Here is a 15897-nt window from a genome sequence, read left to right on the forward strand (position 1 = left end):
CTTTTTTTATTTAATGCATGGTTTTTATAAGTTCAATCGTTTTATAAGTAGAAGGGGACGATATTATGGCCTTGCTTGATAATAAGGATGATGTTGCAGCTCGAGCATTAAACCAATATGCAGATATGGTTCGAAGAATCTGCTTTGTCTATCTCAAAGATCAAAACGACGTCGAAGATGTCTTTCAAGAAGTTTTTATCAAACTACTTCTAAACAAGACACCTTTTAATAATGATGCCCATGAAAAAGCATGGTTAATTAGAGTTACAATCAATACCTGCAAGGATGTACTAAAAAGCTTTTGGCGTAAGAGAACCGACCTCGTAGAAGCGATTGCAATGCCATTTGCGGAACCCGCTGAAAATCAGTTAATGACAGTGGTGTTATCTTTACCAACAAAGTATAAGGACGTCATCTATCTTCACTATTATGAAGATTTGACGGTGCCACAAATGGCAGAGCTATTAAAAATGAATGAAAATACCATTTACTCTCATCTACATAGGGCAAAAACACTTTTGAAAAAGAAACTGGAGGGCATGGATGATGAATACCAAATTTAAAAGTGCACTCAATCAAGTACATGCTGAAACGTCGCTAATAAGTAAGACAGAGTCTGCTCTGAATGCAGTTTTATTAGGTAAAAAAAGACACGTCAATCTAATTCTACCCGTAAGACGATTAGCCTTAATTATGTGCATGCTCATTGTTACCATGGGAAGCAGCTTTGGTGCTTATAAGTTATATAAAACACCGATCAATTATCTGAGTATTGATATTAACCCTAGCATAGAGCTTGGGGTAAATGTCTTTGGTTTAGTGGTAGATGCATATGCTTTTAATGATGAAGGGGCAATTATATTAAATGAGGCTTCAGTTAACGGAAAAAATGTAGAGAACTCTGTAAAAGCAGTCGTAATAGCAGCAGCAAATAATGGCTATATTTCGGATGATGGTAATAACATCATTTTAATCACCACAGAGGTAAAAGGGAATAATATTGATTCATTTGAACAACTAGAAGAACGTTCAGAGAATGGGCTGATTCAAGGTTTAAATGAAGTTAAAAAAACGGCCATAATACAGCAAGAGCGAACTACGCTAAAAATTAGAGAAGAGGCCTACGAATACGGTATATCATCTGGCAAACTGAACTTAATCAATCAACTGAATGAGATGAACCAGGACAAAAATACCGAAGCATACATGAACATGAGCATAAGAGAGATGATAGGTCAAATTAAAAATGAAACTACTAATGAAAATCAATTTAATGAGAATAGAGAAGATAATAAGGAAAACAGTAATGAAATGAATCGTGAACAAAACACTGAAAGGAGTTCAGAGAACACAACTTCTGAATATACAGAGGCAAATACCGAGCAGAACAACAAGCAAAATAGGCAGCTGAACTCTGGACAAGCCACAGAGGAAAACACTTTGGAAAACACAGAGCAAAACACAGAACAAAACACAGAACAAAACACTGAGCAGAACACTGAGCAAAACACCGAACAGCATACCGTTGGCAAACCAGATCCATCAGAGGAAACTGAAGAAAATATTGATGAATCAACTTCTGAAGAAGCAACCTCTCCAAACACATCACAAGGTAGTACAGAGCATCAAGGTCAAGAAAATTCAACAGGTGGTCAAAACACATCAGAGTCAAATGGCAATGGAAAAAGTAATTAGATAAAGTGTGACAAATAGAATTTTGAAAATCATGGGAGCGAGGTGAATTTTATGAAAAAAGGCATAGCAATTCTATTAATGAGTATGTTAGTGATACTATCAAGTACCACTGTATTCGCAGCATGTAAGGGTAATGGTGATCAAATTAGAGATCAATTACAATTACGAGATGGCACTTGTGTTGAAACATGCAACTACGTAAACTGTGGTGATTGTGTACAAGACAGAGTTCAAGACAAAGACATGCTTAAAACTCAGGACAAGCTTATGACACAGGACATGCTTATGACTCAAGACATGTTGAAAATAAGAGAGATGTTGAATGAACAAGATTGGTTTAAATTACACGAGTGGTTGAAAACTAGAAGTCGAGAGCAGCTTATGGATTTACTCATAACATTAGATCAAAGTAAGCTTCAGGATCAGAAAAAAGATCAGTTGTTAGAGCAAATTAAGGAACACATATATCTCCACGACGAAAGTTGTTAATTTGTTAACATAAACTTAAGTCCAAAATATTGCTAACGTCTATTTGTCATTTAAACAAGTATAAGCTTATGAGTTGCATCGCTCGTAAGCTTATTTTCTTATGAAGTGATGTGTAGTGACAGGGCATGGATTGACACTTGGTGTTAAAGTGACTATAGTAATTATAGCATCAAAACGTTGGAACGCTGTGGTTCTAACATTTAGAACGCAATACAATAGTATAGGAGTCGATATTTAATGCCAATTGGAGTTACCATCAACGTATTATCAGTCGTATTAGGCGGAATCGTTGGTACACTTATGGGTAATAAGCTACCAGCAAGAATTAAGGACAATTTAACACTTATTTTTGGCGTATGCGCCATCGGCATGGGCATAGTCGCTATTGATATGATGAAATTTATGCCAGCTGTGATTCTATCTGTTGTTTTAGGAACAATTTTTGGATTTATCATAGATTTAAACAAATGGATAACCACTGGTGCGCTTTCACTGCAAAAACCTATTGCTAAGTGGATGAAACACGGCCACACGAAATTGTCAGATGATAATGTAACAGCAACCTTGGTTACGATAGTCGTATTATTTTGTGCAAGTGGCTCTGGGATCTATGGCAGTATAGATGCAGGAATGACGGGAGACAGTACGATATTGATTTCAAAGTCTATTCTTGATTTTTTTACAGCAGCTATTTTTGCGTGTAACCTAGGCATCGTCGTTTCAATGGTAGCTGTTCCACAATTCATTATATTTGGCGCGCTTGCATTAAGTGCGCAATTGATTTTTCCACTTACGACGCCAGATATGATTGGCGACTTTAAAGCCTGCGGTGGTTTTTTACTTCTTGCAACAGGTTTTAGAATGACAAAAATTAAAGAGTTTCCAGTTGCTGATATGATACCTGCAATGGTAATCGTAATGCCGATTAGCTGGATTTGGGCCAATTGGATCGTACCATTGATTACATTATAGTCATTAACAAACATTAACACAAAAGAACGACCTACTTTTATACAATAGAAGTAGGTCGTTTTATGTTAACTCGTTACAGTATTTGTCTTGGTTCGATACTTAGTTGGGCTCATGCCTTTGGATTTTCGAAACATTTGAGAAAAATAGCTTGGTGATGAAAAGCCGACTACTTGGGATATTTGGGACAAGGACATATCGGTTTGTGTTAAGAGGACACAGCTTTCTAGGATTCTTCGATCAATTTGGTAGTTGATTGGGCTTACACCGTATTCCTCTTTAAATGAGTGCACCAAATAGTATTTGTTTAGATGTGAGATATTTGCAAGCTGCTCAAGTGTGAGATTTTCTTTATAGTGTGCGTCGATATATCTGCGAACGATGGCGCATTGTCTGCTTGAAGTTGGTAGGGGCGTGGTATTTAAAGATAGATTGATCCGTCGCATCAATCTGACAATTAAGATTTCCATATACGCTTGGCAGACGGTTTGATTGCCGGGTTGACTGTCTGTGGTTTCTTGAAGGATGTTTCTAAGACAGGTTGTTATGTCATCTCCGTCGTTGAAATCTAGAATTTTAAACCTGTTTTCACCTTCGGTGTATTCGGACAGCTCTAGACCTTCGATTCCAAGTACAGCGTATTCAAGCGGTGAGTCCTGATAACTGATTTCCGTATGGAGAACGTTTGGGTTGATGATGATGAGCTGTTTGGGTGATACAGGATAAAATTCCTGTTCAATTTGGAATTCACCTTTGCCACCTAGCACATAGAATAACTCAGCGTATTTATGTGAATGAGGAAACGAATCCCAGTCGCCGGAGTATTTAGAACTATCCACGTTGAGAAGTCTTAAAGAGGTTCTTATATTGGACTCATTATTTAAAGAAAAGCGCTTATGACTCATAAGGAAACCCTCGCTTATTTGAGTAATTACATATACTTGTAGTATATTGCTAATCTTATGAAAACACAAATGTCATTTTAGTAAAATTAAAGTGATGTGATTGATTAACATTAGCTCAAACCCAGTAAAATAAATGTTTTGATGTCGTTTTATCAAAAACGTTCAAAAAAGCTTAAAAAATTATAAATACCGCAATATATATAAAATTATGGGCAAAATCATGATTGCTTAATCATCCCATAAGTCTATACTGGGTATAGGTTCAGAAAAAGACAAAATAACTATTTATGGAGGAATTAACAATGAAGAAGATCATTGCAATACTGTTAGTTTTTGTCATGACTTTAAGTTTGGTTGCTTGTGGCAATGCGGCAGAGCAAACTACAGAAACAACAAATGCGGCTTCAAGTGAGGCGACATCATCAGAAGTGGTGGGGAGCGACGTAACGATTTCGGTAGCAGCTATTGAAACGGCGTACGGTTCTGAAGGATGGCGCGAGGTTGCTGAAGCATTTACAGCACAAACAGGTATCAAAGTAGAATTAACAACAGATAAAAACCTTGAAGACCTTATTGGTCCTGCGATGCAAGGCGGAGAGTTTCCAGATGTGATTCACTTAGCGACGGGTCGACCAGCGGGTTTAACTGAACAATTTATAAAAGATAACAACATTGCAGATCTTACAGACGTATTATCAATGACCGTACCAGGTGAATCAGTAAAAGTTTCTGATAAAATCGCTGGTGGCTTTACAGATACATCACTAACAAACCCTTACGGTGATGGTAAAACTTATTTAGCACCGATGTTCTATTCACCTTGTGGTTTATTCTATAATGCCGGCTTATTTGAAGAAAAAGGCTGGGAAGTGCCAACAACTTGGGATGAAATGTGGGCACTTGGAGAAACAGCTAAAGCAGAGGGGATCTCACTTTTCACTTATCCTACTGCAGGCTACTTTGACGCATTCTTATATTCACTAATGTATTCAGTAGGCGGTGCTGAGTTCTTTGATGCAGCAACACATTATGAAGCTGGAATTTGGGATACTGAAGAAGCAAAACAAATTTTTGATATCATTGGAAAATTAGCAGCTTACACTAACCCAATTACACCAGCTCAAGCAAACAACCAAGATTTTACTCAAAATCAACAATTGGTATTAGACAATAAAGCGCTATTTATGCCAAATGGTACATGGATTGTAGGCGAAATGGCTGAAGCACCGAGAGCAGATGGCTTCAAATGGGGTATGACTGCATTACCAGCGATTTCTGAAGGTGAAGCAGGCTATTCTTACAGCTGGTTCGAGCAAGCTTGGATACCAGCAGGTGCTGAAAATGTAGATGCAGCGAAACAATTCATCGCATTTTTATATTCTGATACAGCAGCTGAAATCTTTGCTAAAACAGGCGCAATTCAACCAGTACTTGGTATAGCAGATAAGTTAGAAGGCGATAACGTAATGTTTTACTCGATTTACGACAATGGCGCAAAATCAGCTATGGGTAACTTTGCAGCATTCGATGCAATTCCAGGTGTAGAAACTTCTACAGTATTCTTCGAGCCAGTTAACTCACTTGTTTCAGGTGAATTAACGGTTGATCAATGGTTAGAAAATATTAAAGCAGTTAACGATCAGATGCGCGGTAATTTAAAATAACCAAATTCTCTTCTTTAAATTGAAAGGTGGCGGGGCAACCCGCCGACTTTCTAAGTTATAAGAAACTTCAATAAAAAGCTTCATTAAAACACTTCATTAAAACGCTATAGAAAGGAGCGACCTTATTATGAAAAAGAGTATTGGACGGAGCAGCTTTATATTGCTGTGCGTCGCTCCGGCAGTGATTTTGTTTACTGTATTCATGATTTTACCTACAATTAATGTTTTTAGAATGTCATTATTTCAAAGAGGTGCTTATTCACCTAAAGAAACCTTTGTAGGCTTGGACAACTTTTTGTATTTACTAAATGATGCTCAGTTCATCAGATCTATGCAAAATACAATTCTGCTGATTGTGGTGGTTACCATCATTACATTTTGTACAGCAATAGTATTTGCTGCGATATTGACTCGTGAAAATATCAAGGGACAGAATTTCTTTAGAATCGTGTTTTACATTCCTAACATTCTGTCAATTGTTGTCATTTCAGGTATATTCTCAGCCATTTACAAACCAGAAAACGGAATGCTAAATTCCATAATCGGTCTTTTTACTGATCTATCTAACCCCATCCTATGGAAGGGCGAAAAACTGGTCATGGTAAGTATCATTATGGCGATGGTATGGCAAGCGGTTGGCTATTATCTCGTTATGTATATGGCATCGATGTCGAGTATTCCTGAAAGCTTATATGAAAGTGCAGGACTTGAAGGCGCTAGCAGATTGACCCAGTTCTTTCAAATCACCATTCCATTAATTTGGACGAATATTAGAACGACTTTAACCTTTTTTATCATATCAACCATAAACATGGCGTTTTTATTTGTAAAATCAATGACCTCAGGAGGTCCGAACGGGGCTTCTGAAGTGGCACTTGGCTATATGTACAGTCAAAAAGACGCTGGTTTATTTGGCTATTCGATGGCAATTGGCGTTATGATTTTTCTATTTTCCTTTGCATTGTCTGCGCTGGTAAATAAGGTAACTAAGCGTGATGTTCTGGAATTCTAAGGAGGAGGAAAAATATGAGATCTAAAGAGCGTACCTCTTCGAGCGAAAAATTATATAAAGTATTTGTCTATTGTGTACTGACCTTGATGGCTTTATCCATTATTATACCTGTGGCTTGGGTCTTCATGGCATCCATCAAGCAGAATGTAGAGTTTTATGCAAATCCTTGGAGTTTACCTGCTAGCTTCTATTGGGAAAACTTTAAAGATGCTTGGACAACTGCAAAAATGGGCGAGTATATGCTGAATTCAGTATATGTCACTGCACTTGCACTCGTCATATTACTGGTTGTTGCTTTACCTGCTTCGTATTGCCTCGCTAGATTTAAGTTTAAAGGTGCTAAATTTTTAAATACTGCTTTTATGGCGGGCTTATTTATCAACGTCAATTACATTGTCGTACCGATTTTTCTTATGCTGAAAGATGGGGATCAGATGATTAAGAAAGCCTTTGGTGAGGCGCTGTTACTGAACAATCTTACGGTACTTGCAGTCGTATATGCTGCGACGGCTTTGCCCTTTACCATTTACCTGATTTCAAGTTATTTTGTTACGATTCCAAAGGATTTCGAAGAAGCGGCATACATCGATGGTGCTGGATATGGGAGAACGATGATTCAAGTGATTTTTCCAATGGCAAAACCATCGATTATTACGGTCATACTGTTTAACTTTTTATCTTTCTGGAATGAGTACATCATTTCAATGACGCTTATGAGTTCAGCAAAAGGGCCGAAAACACTTCCCGTTGGACTTTTAAATCTAATGCAAGCACAGCAGTCAGCGGCAAATTATGGACCGATGTACGCAGGACTTGTTCTGGTTATGTTACCGACACTCATCCTCTATATTCTCGTTCAAAAGAACTTGACTAAGGGAATGACGGTTGGCGGACTGAAAGGTTAGGTGGCAGAATGAGAATTTTTCCAAAAGACAATGAAGCACTGCGGTTGATGTTAATTACAATTTTTAGCCTATTAGGTTTTGTATTAGTAATCATTGGCTGGAAGATGACGGGTCAATTAATAGGACTTGGGCTAATGATCGTTGGCGTCGCATTACTTCTGACCGCTATGGGCATTTATAACGATAAATACAAATAATAAATACAAATAATAAATACAAATAATAAATACAAATAATAAATACAAATAATAAATTTCATCTTAGGAGATTCTATGAGTAATAACAATTATGGTAGAGTTACGATCCCCACAGATATAGATGTTGTCCCAGAAACGATAGATCTTATAAAAAGATGGGGTGCTGATGCGATCCGTGACTGCGATGGAACGGATTTTCCAAGAGAGCTACAAAGCCAAAATGCAAAAATATATGCAACTTATTACACCACGCGTAAAGACAATACATGGGCAAAAGCCAATCCCGATGAAGTGCAGCAATGCTACATCATGACGGGCTTTCACACGGCAACAGAAGAAAAGTTAGAAATTAATCTTTTAAAAGGGATCTCCCAAGAGCTGATCGAAGTGAACACGCGTGATGACATCAAACGTTGGTGGGAGGTTATGGACCGTACAACTGGTAAACCACTGGCTACAGATGCTTGGCATTACAATGCCGAAACCAACTGTGTGGTGATTCAAAATCCAGTTTTATATCACGAATATACGGTTGCCTTTTTGGGCTATATCATTTGGGATCCCGTCCATATGTATAACGCAGTGACGAATAATTGGGAGAATTTTGAGCATCAAATCACCTTCGACGTGAGACAGCCTAAAACAAAGGCTTTTACAATGGAAAGACTCAGAAAGTTTATCAAGGATAACCCATATGTGAATGTAATAAGGTTTACGACCTTTTTTCATCAATTCACACTGATGTTTGATGAACTTAAAAGAGAGAAATACGTGGATTGGTACGGCTACTCAGCCTCTGTTTCGCCGTATATTTTAGAACAGTTCGAAGCCGAAGTTGGCTATAAGTTTAGACCTGAGTTTATCGTTGACCAAGGCTATTATAATAACCAATATAGAATTCCATCAAAGGAGTTCAAGGATTTTCAAGCCTTCCAAAGACGTGAAGTTGCAAAGCTAAGCAAGGAAATGGTAGACATTACACATGAGATGGGTCTTGAAGCCATGATGTTCTTAGGTGATCACTGGATCGGAATGGAGCCGTTCATGGATGAGTGGAAGACCATTGGTATGGATGCGGTTGTCGGTTCAGTTGGCAATGGCTCTACGCTTAGATTGATTTCAGATATTCCTAATGTCAAGTATACCGAGGGTAGGTTTTTACCTTACTTTTTCCCAGATACCTTCTATGAGGGCGGGAACCCAGTAAAAGAAGCCAAAGAAAATTGGGTGGGAGCACGACGTGCGATTTTAAGAAAACCCATCGATCGAATCGGATACGGTGGTTACTTAAAGCTCGCTCTCCAGTTCCCTGATTTCATCGAATATATTGAGTCGGTGTGCAATGAGTTTAGAGTTTTATATGAGAACATTAAAGGGACGACACCCTACTGCGTTAAACGTGTGGCAGTTCTTAACAGCTGGGGGAAAATGAGAGCATGGGGAAGTCATATGGTTCATCATGCGCTCTATCAAAAACAAAACTACTCTTATGCTGGTATTATAGAAGCGCTTTCAGGAGCACCGTTTGATGTAAAGTTTATCTCGTTTGACGATATCCGAAATGATGCAACATTATTAGAAGAAATCGATGTGATTATCAACGTCGGGGATGCCGATACTGCTCAGACGGGTGGCGTTGAATGGCAAGATCCAAAGATTGTTGCGGCGATTAGGGGCTTTGTCCATCGTGGTGGCGGTTTTATCGGCGTGGGCGAGCCAACTGGTCATCAATACCAAGGACATTACCTTCAGCTGAGCACCGTTCTCGGTGTTGAAAAAGAAACGGGTATGACGCTCAATTATGACAAATACAATTGGGAGCCTGTTCAGAATCACTTTATTTTAGAAGATGTTAAGAACTCAGTGGATTTTGGTGAGGGTAAAAAGAGCATTTATGCACTCCCAGAAACTGAGATTCTCGTTCAAAGAGACAAAGAAGTGCAAATGGCTGTCAATGCTTTTGGAGAGGGTAGAAGCGTTTATATATCTGGTTTACCATACTCGTTTGAAAATAGTCGCATCTTATATCGCGCTATTTTATGGGCGTCACATGGCGAACAAGACCTATACAAATGGTTTTCAACCAACTACAACGTCGAGGTTCATGCCTTCGTTAAAAACGGAAAATATTGCGTAGTGAATAATACGTATGAGCCTCAGTCTACGACTGTATTTACAGATATTGGCTCATTCGCCTTAGATATGGATGCTAATGAGATAAGGTGGTATGAAATTTAAGGTTAGCCGCCCTGCTTAGCAGGGCGGTTTTTTTTAATTAAGCCAAAATCTCGTTTTTGGTAAAATCTGAAGGCTCGATGCCTGAAGATTTTCACTTAGCAGCAAAGAAATTGATGTAAAATCTGAGGACTCAATCTCCGAAGATTTAATTTATGGAGAAATCAAATGGATAAATTTTATGAGCATATAATAGAGCAGTTTAAGATAGAGGGCACACCAATTTCTTGCGAAAGATATGGTGAGGGACATATAAATGTCACCTATCTCGTTGTGACAAATACTGGACGACGCTATATTTTACAGAAAATCAGCAACCGTGCGTTTCCAGACGTTTCTAAGTTACAAGCAAATATCGCGGCAATTACAGAATATTTGCATCGGCAAAACGATCAACCCAATAGTGCCTTAACCTTAATCAAGACAAAGTCGGATCAAAATTGGCTGCATTATGAAGCCAATAGCGATTGGCGGATGTACGATTTTATCGAAAACTCAATTTGTCTCCAAACACCTGAGTCACCAGAAGACTTTTATCAGTCTGCAGTTGGCATCGGTACCTTTCAGCAGCAATTAAAGGACTTTCCAGCAGAGACCTTACATGAGACCATAGAGAATTTTCACAACACACCCAATCGTTATCGATTATTTAAAAAAGCCTTGGCACTAAACCCCATGAATCGGGCGAGCGAGGTACAGACTGAAATTGACTTTATTTTAAAGCACGAAGCTCTCGCTGGAAAGCTTGTCAGTATGCTACAAGTCGGTGAACTGCCACTAAAGGTAACGCATAATGATACAAAGCTCAACAATGTCATGCTGGATGCTGAAACAAGAAAGGCACTGTGCGTCATCGATTTAGATACGACCATGCCTGGATTAACCGCCTATGACTTTGGTGATTCTATAAGATTCGGGGCGGCGACAGCAGCAGAGGATGAAAAGAATCTTGATAAAATAACCATCAACTTAGAGCTATATCGCATTTTTACAAAAGGTTTTCTAAAGTCTTGCCCAGGATTGACTGAAAAAGAAAGAGAGGTTCTACCACTAGGTGCAGTAACGATGACGCTCGAATGTGGTGTCCGCTTTCTAACGGATTATCTAGAAGGCGATCATTATTTTGGAATTCGCTATCCAGAGCACAATCTTGACCGCTGCCGAACCCAGCTAAAGCTTGTATCTGAGATGCTTGACCGCTTTGATGAGATGAAGAGAATCGTTACGGAAGAGAGTAGATAAAAAACTTACATTTGAGTTTGAAGAAGAAAAGGAGTTTATTATGTCTAATAAACCAGTTCTTGTTGTAATGGCTGCCGGTATGGGGAGTCGCTATGGTGGTTTAAAGCAAATTGACCCTATTGGGCCAAATGGTGAAGCCATCTTAGATTACTCCATATACGATGCGATAGAAGCGGGCTTTGAAAACGTGGTACTTGTAATAAAAAAATCAATTGAAGCCATTTTTACTGAAACAGTGTTAAGTCGTTTGAAGTCAGCACCTGTGACGCTTCGAATCGCCTATCAGGAGCTTGAAAATGTGCCGCATAATTTCACTGTACCTGACGGACGTACCAAGCCGTGGGGAACAGGCCACGCAGTCTTATGTGCTAAAGAGGCAATTGGCAGTTCACCCTTTGCAGTAATCAACGCAGATGATTACTATGGCAAAACGGCTTATCGCCTAATTTACAATTATCTTGCCACTCATGAGGATGCGCAAAAGCACAGCTATTGCATGGTGGGTTATGAGATTGGAAAAACGGTTACTGAAAATGGCTACGTATCTCGTGGCGTCTGTGAAATCGATGCATTGGGCGATTTAACTTCGGTAGTTGAGCGCACGCGAATTGAGCAAACGGGTGAGCAGATTAGCTATACTTTGGATGAGGGCAGCACTTGGCATGACCTTGATAAAAAATCCATCGTTTCGATGAACATGTGGGGCTTTACACCAAGCTTGTTAACCGAATCAGAAGCACGATTTGAGCAGTTCTTAGAAAAAATGGTTCCCGCCAATCCTTTGAAAGCAGAGTTTTTTCTACCGACGACTGTATCTGAGCTCTTAAATGAAGACAAAGCGACGGTTAAGGTACTGTCCTCTCCCGATCAGTGGTATGGTGTTACCTATGCTGAGGACAAGCAGATCGTAAAAGACGCTTTAAAGACGATGATGGATAAAGGTATGTATCCACATTCATTGTGGCAAAAATAACAGCTGAATTTACAATTACTGTGATCCTATGTGATTCAGTTTTATAGACGAGGAGTAGAATATGACAATATTGGTGACAGGTGGTGCAGGTTACATCGGTTCACATACCTGTGTGGAACTCTTAAACAGTGGTTACGACGTTATCGTCATCGACAATCTTTGTAACTCAAGTGTCAAAAGTCTTGAAAGAGTAAAATCACTCACTCAAAAGGATTTGGTATTTTATGAAGGTGATGTGAGAAATCAAAAATTACTTGAAACCATTTTCACAGAAAATAAGATAGATTGCGTTATTCATTTTGCCGGATTAAAGGCGGTGGGCGATTCTGTCAAGAACCCATGGTATTACTACGATAACAACCTTAATGTATCTTTGGTCTTAACGAAGGTCATGCAAAAGTACGGCGTAAAGAAAATCATTTTTTCATCTTCAGCAACCGTTTACGACGTTAATAATCAGATGCCTCTGGGTGAAGAAAGCATTACTGGCAATTGCACTAACCCATACGGCTGGACGAAATATATGACCGAACAGATCTTAAGGGATATGGCTAAGGTAGACGCAGAATTTGGTGTCGCCCTATTGAGATATTTTAACCCGATTGGCGCGCATCAGTCGGGAATGATCGGCGAAGATCCCCTTGGTGTACCTACGAATCTAATGCCATTTATCACACAGGTGGCAATAGGTCGAAGACCTTATCTGAGCATCTATGGGGATGATTATGATACATCAGATGGCACCGGTGTAAGGGATTATATCCACGTAGTAGACTTGGCAAAGGGGCATGTGGCTGCCGTCGCCTATTTAAATGACAATAATGGTTGCGAGGCCTTTAATTTAGGCACTGGAACGGGCTATTCTGTACTTGAGATGGTTCGTGCATTTGAGAAAGTCAATGAAACAAAGGTAGCCTATAAAATAGTAGAAAGAAGAGACGGGGATATCGGCACCTGTTACTCTAATCCGGCGAAAAGTATCGAAAAGCTGGGCTGGAAAGCGCTCTATAATTTAGAAGACATGGTAAGAGACGCATGGAAATGGCAGTCTCAAAACCCTTCAGGGTACGAAGTATAGAAAAAACACCTCATTTGTGAACATACAAGTGAGGTGTTTTTATGTTAAAATAAGTATATTAATATGTAGGAGGCTATGAGTGGTTAATATAGATAAAAATAGGACAGAGGGATACATAATAGAACTTTCAGAACATCAAATAAACGAAGCGGCTCAATTTGCTTGGCAGACCTATCTATTTGATACAAAGCGAACCACGCCACCCTATCATTCACGGTCAGTGATGGAAAAGCAGTTTCATAAAAAAGTGAAAAGTAAGTACGAACGATTACTTGGCTATTACGAAAATCAAAAGCTGATAGGCGTGTTTTCGATAGATGTAAACGATGAAGAAAAATACATCGGTACGACTGGCGGTCCTTATATAATGGATGATGGTCGTTATGACGAGATTGCGACCGCCTTTATGGATTATCTTGAAGTCGCTTGTAAAGGATATGTTTGCTATTTTGGAACAACAAAACTGAACAGAGCTTCTCAGAAGTTTTTAGAAAAGAAAGGGTTTATTTGTACAGAAGACACGGTACAAACAAGAATTGACAGCAGTCATTTAAAAGAGATAACTTTAAATTATGAGATAAAGACTTTGACAGAGGATGACTTCGATGCCTATAGGCATTTTCATCAAATACACTTTAAAGATTATTATTGGACGGCGGATAAAATCTATGGTGTCTTTGAAAAATGGCTGGTTAATATCGTTAAAGATCACGATGAAATTGTTGGAAGCATTTTCACGATGCGTCAAACAGAGAAGTCAGGCGAAGTGTATGGCGCTGTAGTATTACCAAAGTTTGAAGCAACGACTCTGCTAGAGGAACTGATCTATGTAAATACAGCCACCTGGTTAAATAAAGGATTAACACAAATCGTGAATTTTGTACCAGAAGGCAAGATGCTGGATGCGGCATTAAAAGTGGGATATGAAGCCTATGATACCTATCTCTGCTATTTTAAAGAATCCCTATAATTGAAACCGCGAAAATTTAAATGATTTAGGTTATCTATTATCTAGTTTAACAATTATTTAGTTAAACAATTACCGGGTATGAATGAGTCAATAGATTTACAAAATAGGAGGTTAATTATGTCATTTCAAGCTTATATTGATAATATCACGACCAAAACCGGTCAAACACCAGAACAAATCAAAGAGAATGCAGTCAGTCAGGGCATTTTAGTTGAGGATATGAAAGCAACCGTCTTCACAGATTGGCTAAAAAAGGAGTACGACCTAGGACATGGACATGCAATGGCACTCTGGAAGTACTTTTTAGCTCATAAGTGGATTGTAACGAAACATTCAAAAATGTAAAATAGCAGGAGGTATTATGATCAATCAAAGCATAAAAGAAAAGGTAAAAGCACGCATGCCAGAAATGAAAGCACTATCGGATTGGATGTACGAACACCCTGAACTTGGTGATGAGGAATATGAAATTTACAATAGATTGGTTGAGAAACTAAAAATTGAAGGCTTTCAGGTTGAAGAGCAATATTTAGGAATTCCGACCTGTTTTAGAGCAGAATATGATAGTGGAAAGCCCGGCCGAACTGTAGCTTATCTTTCTGAATACGACGCATTACCTGATATAGGTCATGGCTGTGGACATAATCTCATTTGTGTTTCTGGTCTTACAGCAGCACTGGTTACAAAGGCCTTGATTCATGAGGTAGGTGGAAAAGTCATCTTACTTGGGACACCAGCAGAAGAAACAAACGGTGCGAAGGTTGATATGGCGGATAAAGGAACTTTTGATAACATCGATGTGGCTATAATGACACATCCTGGTAATCAAAATTTTGCAACAGTGGGTTCACTAGCAATGCTTGCAATAGAGTTTACTTTCAAAGGTCAAACCGCGCATGCTGCAGCTAGCCCAGAAAAGGGAATCAACGCACTCGATGCAGTGATTAACACATTTAATAATCTCAATGCATTTAGAGAGCATATGCCATCTGATGGTAGAATTCATGGGATCATTACAGAAGGTGGTGTTGCGGCAAACATCGTACCAGACAGAGCGGTTGCACAATTCTATGTGAGAGCCAATGAAAAAGAAACAGTTGAGTATCTGAAAAATAGATTAATCAATTGTGCAAAAGGGGCTTCGCTAGGTGCAGGGACTGAGATGAGTATCAAGTATTATGAGAAAGCGTATGATAATTTTAAAACCAATAAAAAACTAACTGATATATATTATGAGAATGCCAAATCATTCGGTATTGAGGATATTTTATTTGAAAGATCTAGAAGCGGTTCGCTTGATGCAGGAAATGTCAGTCACGTCGTTCCAACCATTCACAGTATTTTTAAGCTCTCGAATGAAGAATTAATTTCACACTCTAGAGAATTTGCGTCGGCAACTTTAACGGATTACGCGTTTGAAAGCATGGAAAAAACGGTTTGTGCAATGGTGAAGACAGGGTATGATGTTCTAGCATCAGAAGGGCTACTGAGTTTAATAAAATAAAAAAATAAAGACAAAAGAATGTGATTAAGAATCGTGTTCTCTTGTCTTTTTTTGATTTT

General features: G+C 38.8%; 16 protein-coding genes. 15 read left to right on the forward strand and 1 reads right to left on the reverse strand.

The genetic code is table 11. The annotated features are described in order from the left end of the window. Positions 1 to 65 precede the first annotated feature (65 nt). From AC4PID_RS14875 to AC4PID_RS14890, 4 genes are all read left to right on the forward strand, one after another. Positions 66 to 563, forward strand: coding sequence for a sigma-70 family RNA polymerase sigma factor (locus AC4PID_RS14875; RefSeq protein ID WP_492132767.1), 498 nt, complete (start codon positions 66 to 68; stop codon positions 561 to 563). Continuing rightward, positions 544 to 1695 (forward strand): anti-sigma-I factor RsgI family protein, encoded by a 1152-nt coding sequence (locus AC4PID_RS14880; protein WP_492132768.1) that lies wholly within the window; start codon positions 544 to 546, stop codon positions 1693 to 1695. Before AC4PID_RS14875 ends, AC4PID_RS14880 begins: the two co-directional genes overlap by 20 nt. Before the next feature lie 51 nt (positions 1696 to 1746). Continuing rightward, positions 1747 to 2184, forward strand: coding sequence for a hypothetical protein (locus AC4PID_RS14885; protein WP_492132769.1), 438 nt, complete (start codon positions 1747 to 1749; stop codon positions 2182 to 2184). A 237-nt stretch (positions 2185 to 2421) separates the two neighbouring features. After that, positions 2422 to 3156: a DUF554 domain-containing protein gene (locus tag AC4PID_RS14890; RefSeq protein ID WP_492132770.1), complete on the forward strand. Its 735-nt coding sequence runs from the start codon at positions 2422 to 2424 to the stop codon at positions 3154 to 3156. Between the two features lie 65 nt (positions 3157 to 3221). On the opposite strand, the gene AC4PID_RS14895 is transcribed toward AC4PID_RS14890, so the two are convergent. Next, the gene (locus AC4PID_RS14895; protein ID WP_492132771.1) at positions 3222 to 4058 is read right to left on the reverse strand and encodes an AraC family transcriptional regulator; all 837 of its coding nucleotides are present in this window, start codon (positions 4056 to 4058) and stop codon (positions 3222 to 3224) included. 302 nt (positions 4059 to 4360) lie between these two features. Between AC4PID_RS14895 and AC4PID_RS14900 the strand changes: the two genes are divergently transcribed. From AC4PID_RS14900 to AC4PID_RS14950, 11 genes are all read left to right on the forward strand, one after another. Next, the gene (locus tag AC4PID_RS14900; protein ID WP_492132772.1) at positions 4361 to 5722 is read left to right on the forward strand and encodes a carbohydrate ABC transporter substrate-binding protein; all 1362 of its coding nucleotides are present in this window, start codon (positions 4361 to 4363) and stop codon (positions 5720 to 5722) included. Between the two features lie 127 nt (positions 5723 to 5849). Continuing rightward, a complete protein-coding gene (locus tag AC4PID_RS14905; protein WP_492132773.1) occupies positions 5850 to 6734 on the forward strand; it encodes a carbohydrate ABC transporter permease in 885 nt (294 codons plus the stop codon). A gap of 14 nt (positions 6735 to 6748) precedes the next feature. Further along, entirely contained in the window at positions 6749 to 7639 is an 891-nt protein-coding gene (locus AC4PID_RS14910; protein ID WP_492132774.1) for a carbohydrate ABC transporter permease, read from the forward strand. 8 nt (positions 7640 to 7647) lie between these two features. Then, complete coding sequence (locus AC4PID_RS14915) at positions 7648 to 7836, forward strand: DUF6903 family protein (protein ID WP_492132775.1); 189 nt, start codon at positions 7648 to 7650, stop codon at positions 7834 to 7836. A gap of 75 nt (positions 7837 to 7911) precedes the next feature. After that, positions 7912 to 10074: a 1,3-beta-galactosyl-N-acetylhexosamine phosphorylase gene (gnpA, locus tag AC4PID_RS14920; protein ID WP_492132776.1), complete on the forward strand. Its 2163-nt coding sequence runs from the start codon at positions 7912 to 7914 to the stop codon at positions 10072 to 10074. Positions 10075 to 10239: 165 nt separating this feature from the next. Next, on the forward strand, positions 10240 to 11313 hold the full coding sequence (locus AC4PID_RS14925) for a phosphotransferase enzyme family protein (protein WP_492132777.1): 1074 nt from the start codon (positions 10240 to 10242) through the stop codon (positions 11311 to 11313). Between the two features lie 40 nt (positions 11314 to 11353). Beyond that, complete coding sequence (locus AC4PID_RS14930) at positions 11354 to 12286, forward strand: nucleotidyltransferase family protein (RefSeq protein ID WP_492132778.1); 933 nt, start codon at positions 11354 to 11356, stop codon at positions 12284 to 12286. 61 nt (positions 12287 to 12347) lie between these two features. Continuing rightward, the gene (galE, locus tag AC4PID_RS14935; RefSeq protein WP_492132779.1) at positions 12348 to 13364 is read left to right on the forward strand and encodes a UDP-glucose 4-epimerase GalE; all 1017 of its coding nucleotides are present in this window, start codon (positions 12348 to 12350) and stop codon (positions 13362 to 13364) included. A gap of 79 nt (positions 13365 to 13443) precedes the next feature. Beyond that, complete coding sequence (locus AC4PID_RS14940; protein ID WP_492132780.1) at positions 13444 to 14334, forward strand: hypothetical protein; 891 nt, start codon at positions 13444 to 13446, stop codon at positions 14332 to 14334. A gap of 117 nt (positions 14335 to 14451) precedes the next feature. Next, on the forward strand, positions 14452 to 14679 hold the full coding sequence (locus AC4PID_RS14945) for a DUF4287 domain-containing protein (RefSeq protein WP_492132781.1): 228 nt from the start codon (positions 14452 to 14454) through the stop codon (positions 14677 to 14679). Positions 14680 to 14695: 16 nt separating this feature from the next. After that, a complete protein-coding gene (locus AC4PID_RS14950) occupies positions 14696 to 15838 on the forward strand; it encodes a M20 family metallopeptidase (RefSeq protein WP_492132782.1) in 1143 nt (380 codons plus the stop codon). Positions 15839 to 15897 lie beyond the last annotated feature (59 nt).

It is taken from the genome of Fusibacter sp. QWL-12, from assembly GCF_058683495.1.

Coding starts and splice junctions, on each gene's coding strand:
- AC4PID_RS14875 (WP_492132767.1), top strand. CDS start 66: ATGGCCTTGCTTGATAATAAGGATGATGTTGCAGCTCGAGCATTAAAC.
- AC4PID_RS14880 (WP_492132768.1), top strand. CDS start 544: ATGATGAATACCAAATTTAAAAGTGCACTCAATCAAGTACATGCTGAA.
- AC4PID_RS14885 (WP_492132769.1), top strand. CDS start 1,747: ATGAAAAAAGGCATAGCAATTCTATTAATGAGTATGTTAGTGATACTA.
- AC4PID_RS14890 (WP_492132770.1), top strand. CDS start 2,422: ATGCCAATTGGAGTTACCATCAACGTATTATCAGTCGTATTAGGCGGA.
- AC4PID_RS14895 (WP_492132771.1), bottom strand. CDS start 4,058: ATGAGTCATAAGCGCTTTTCTTTAAATAATGAGTCCAATATAAGAACC.
- AC4PID_RS14900 (WP_492132772.1), top strand. CDS start 4,361: ATGAAGAAGATCATTGCAATACTGTTAGTTTTTGTCATGACTTTAAGT.
- AC4PID_RS14905 (WP_492132773.1), top strand. CDS start 5,850: ATGAAAAAGAGTATTGGACGGAGCAGCTTTATATTGCTGTGCGTCGCT.
- AC4PID_RS14910 (WP_492132774.1), top strand. CDS start 6,749: ATGAGATCTAAAGAGCGTACCTCTTCGAGCGAAAAATTATATAAAGTA.
- AC4PID_RS14915 (WP_492132775.1), top strand. CDS start 7,648: ATGAGAATTTTTCCAAAAGACAATGAAGCACTGCGGTTGATGTTAATT.
- gnpA (WP_492132776.1), top strand. CDS start 7,912: ATGAGTAATAACAATTATGGTAGAGTTACGATCCCCACAGATATAGAT.
- AC4PID_RS14925 (WP_492132777.1), top strand. CDS start 10,240: ATGGATAAATTTTATGAGCATATAATAGAGCAGTTTAAGATAGAGGGC.
- AC4PID_RS14930 (WP_492132778.1), top strand. CDS start 11,354: ATGTCTAATAAACCAGTTCTTGTTGTAATGGCTGCCGGTATGGGGAGT.
- galE (WP_492132779.1), top strand. CDS start 12,348: ATGACAATATTGGTGACAGGTGGTGCAGGTTACATCGGTTCACATACC.
- AC4PID_RS14945 (WP_492132781.1), top strand. CDS start 14,452: ATGTCATTTCAAGCTTATATTGATAATATCACGACCAAAACCGGTCAA.
- AC4PID_RS14950 (WP_492132782.1), top strand. CDS start 14,696: ATGATCAATCAAAGCATAAAAGAAAAGGTAAAAGCACGCATGCCAGAA.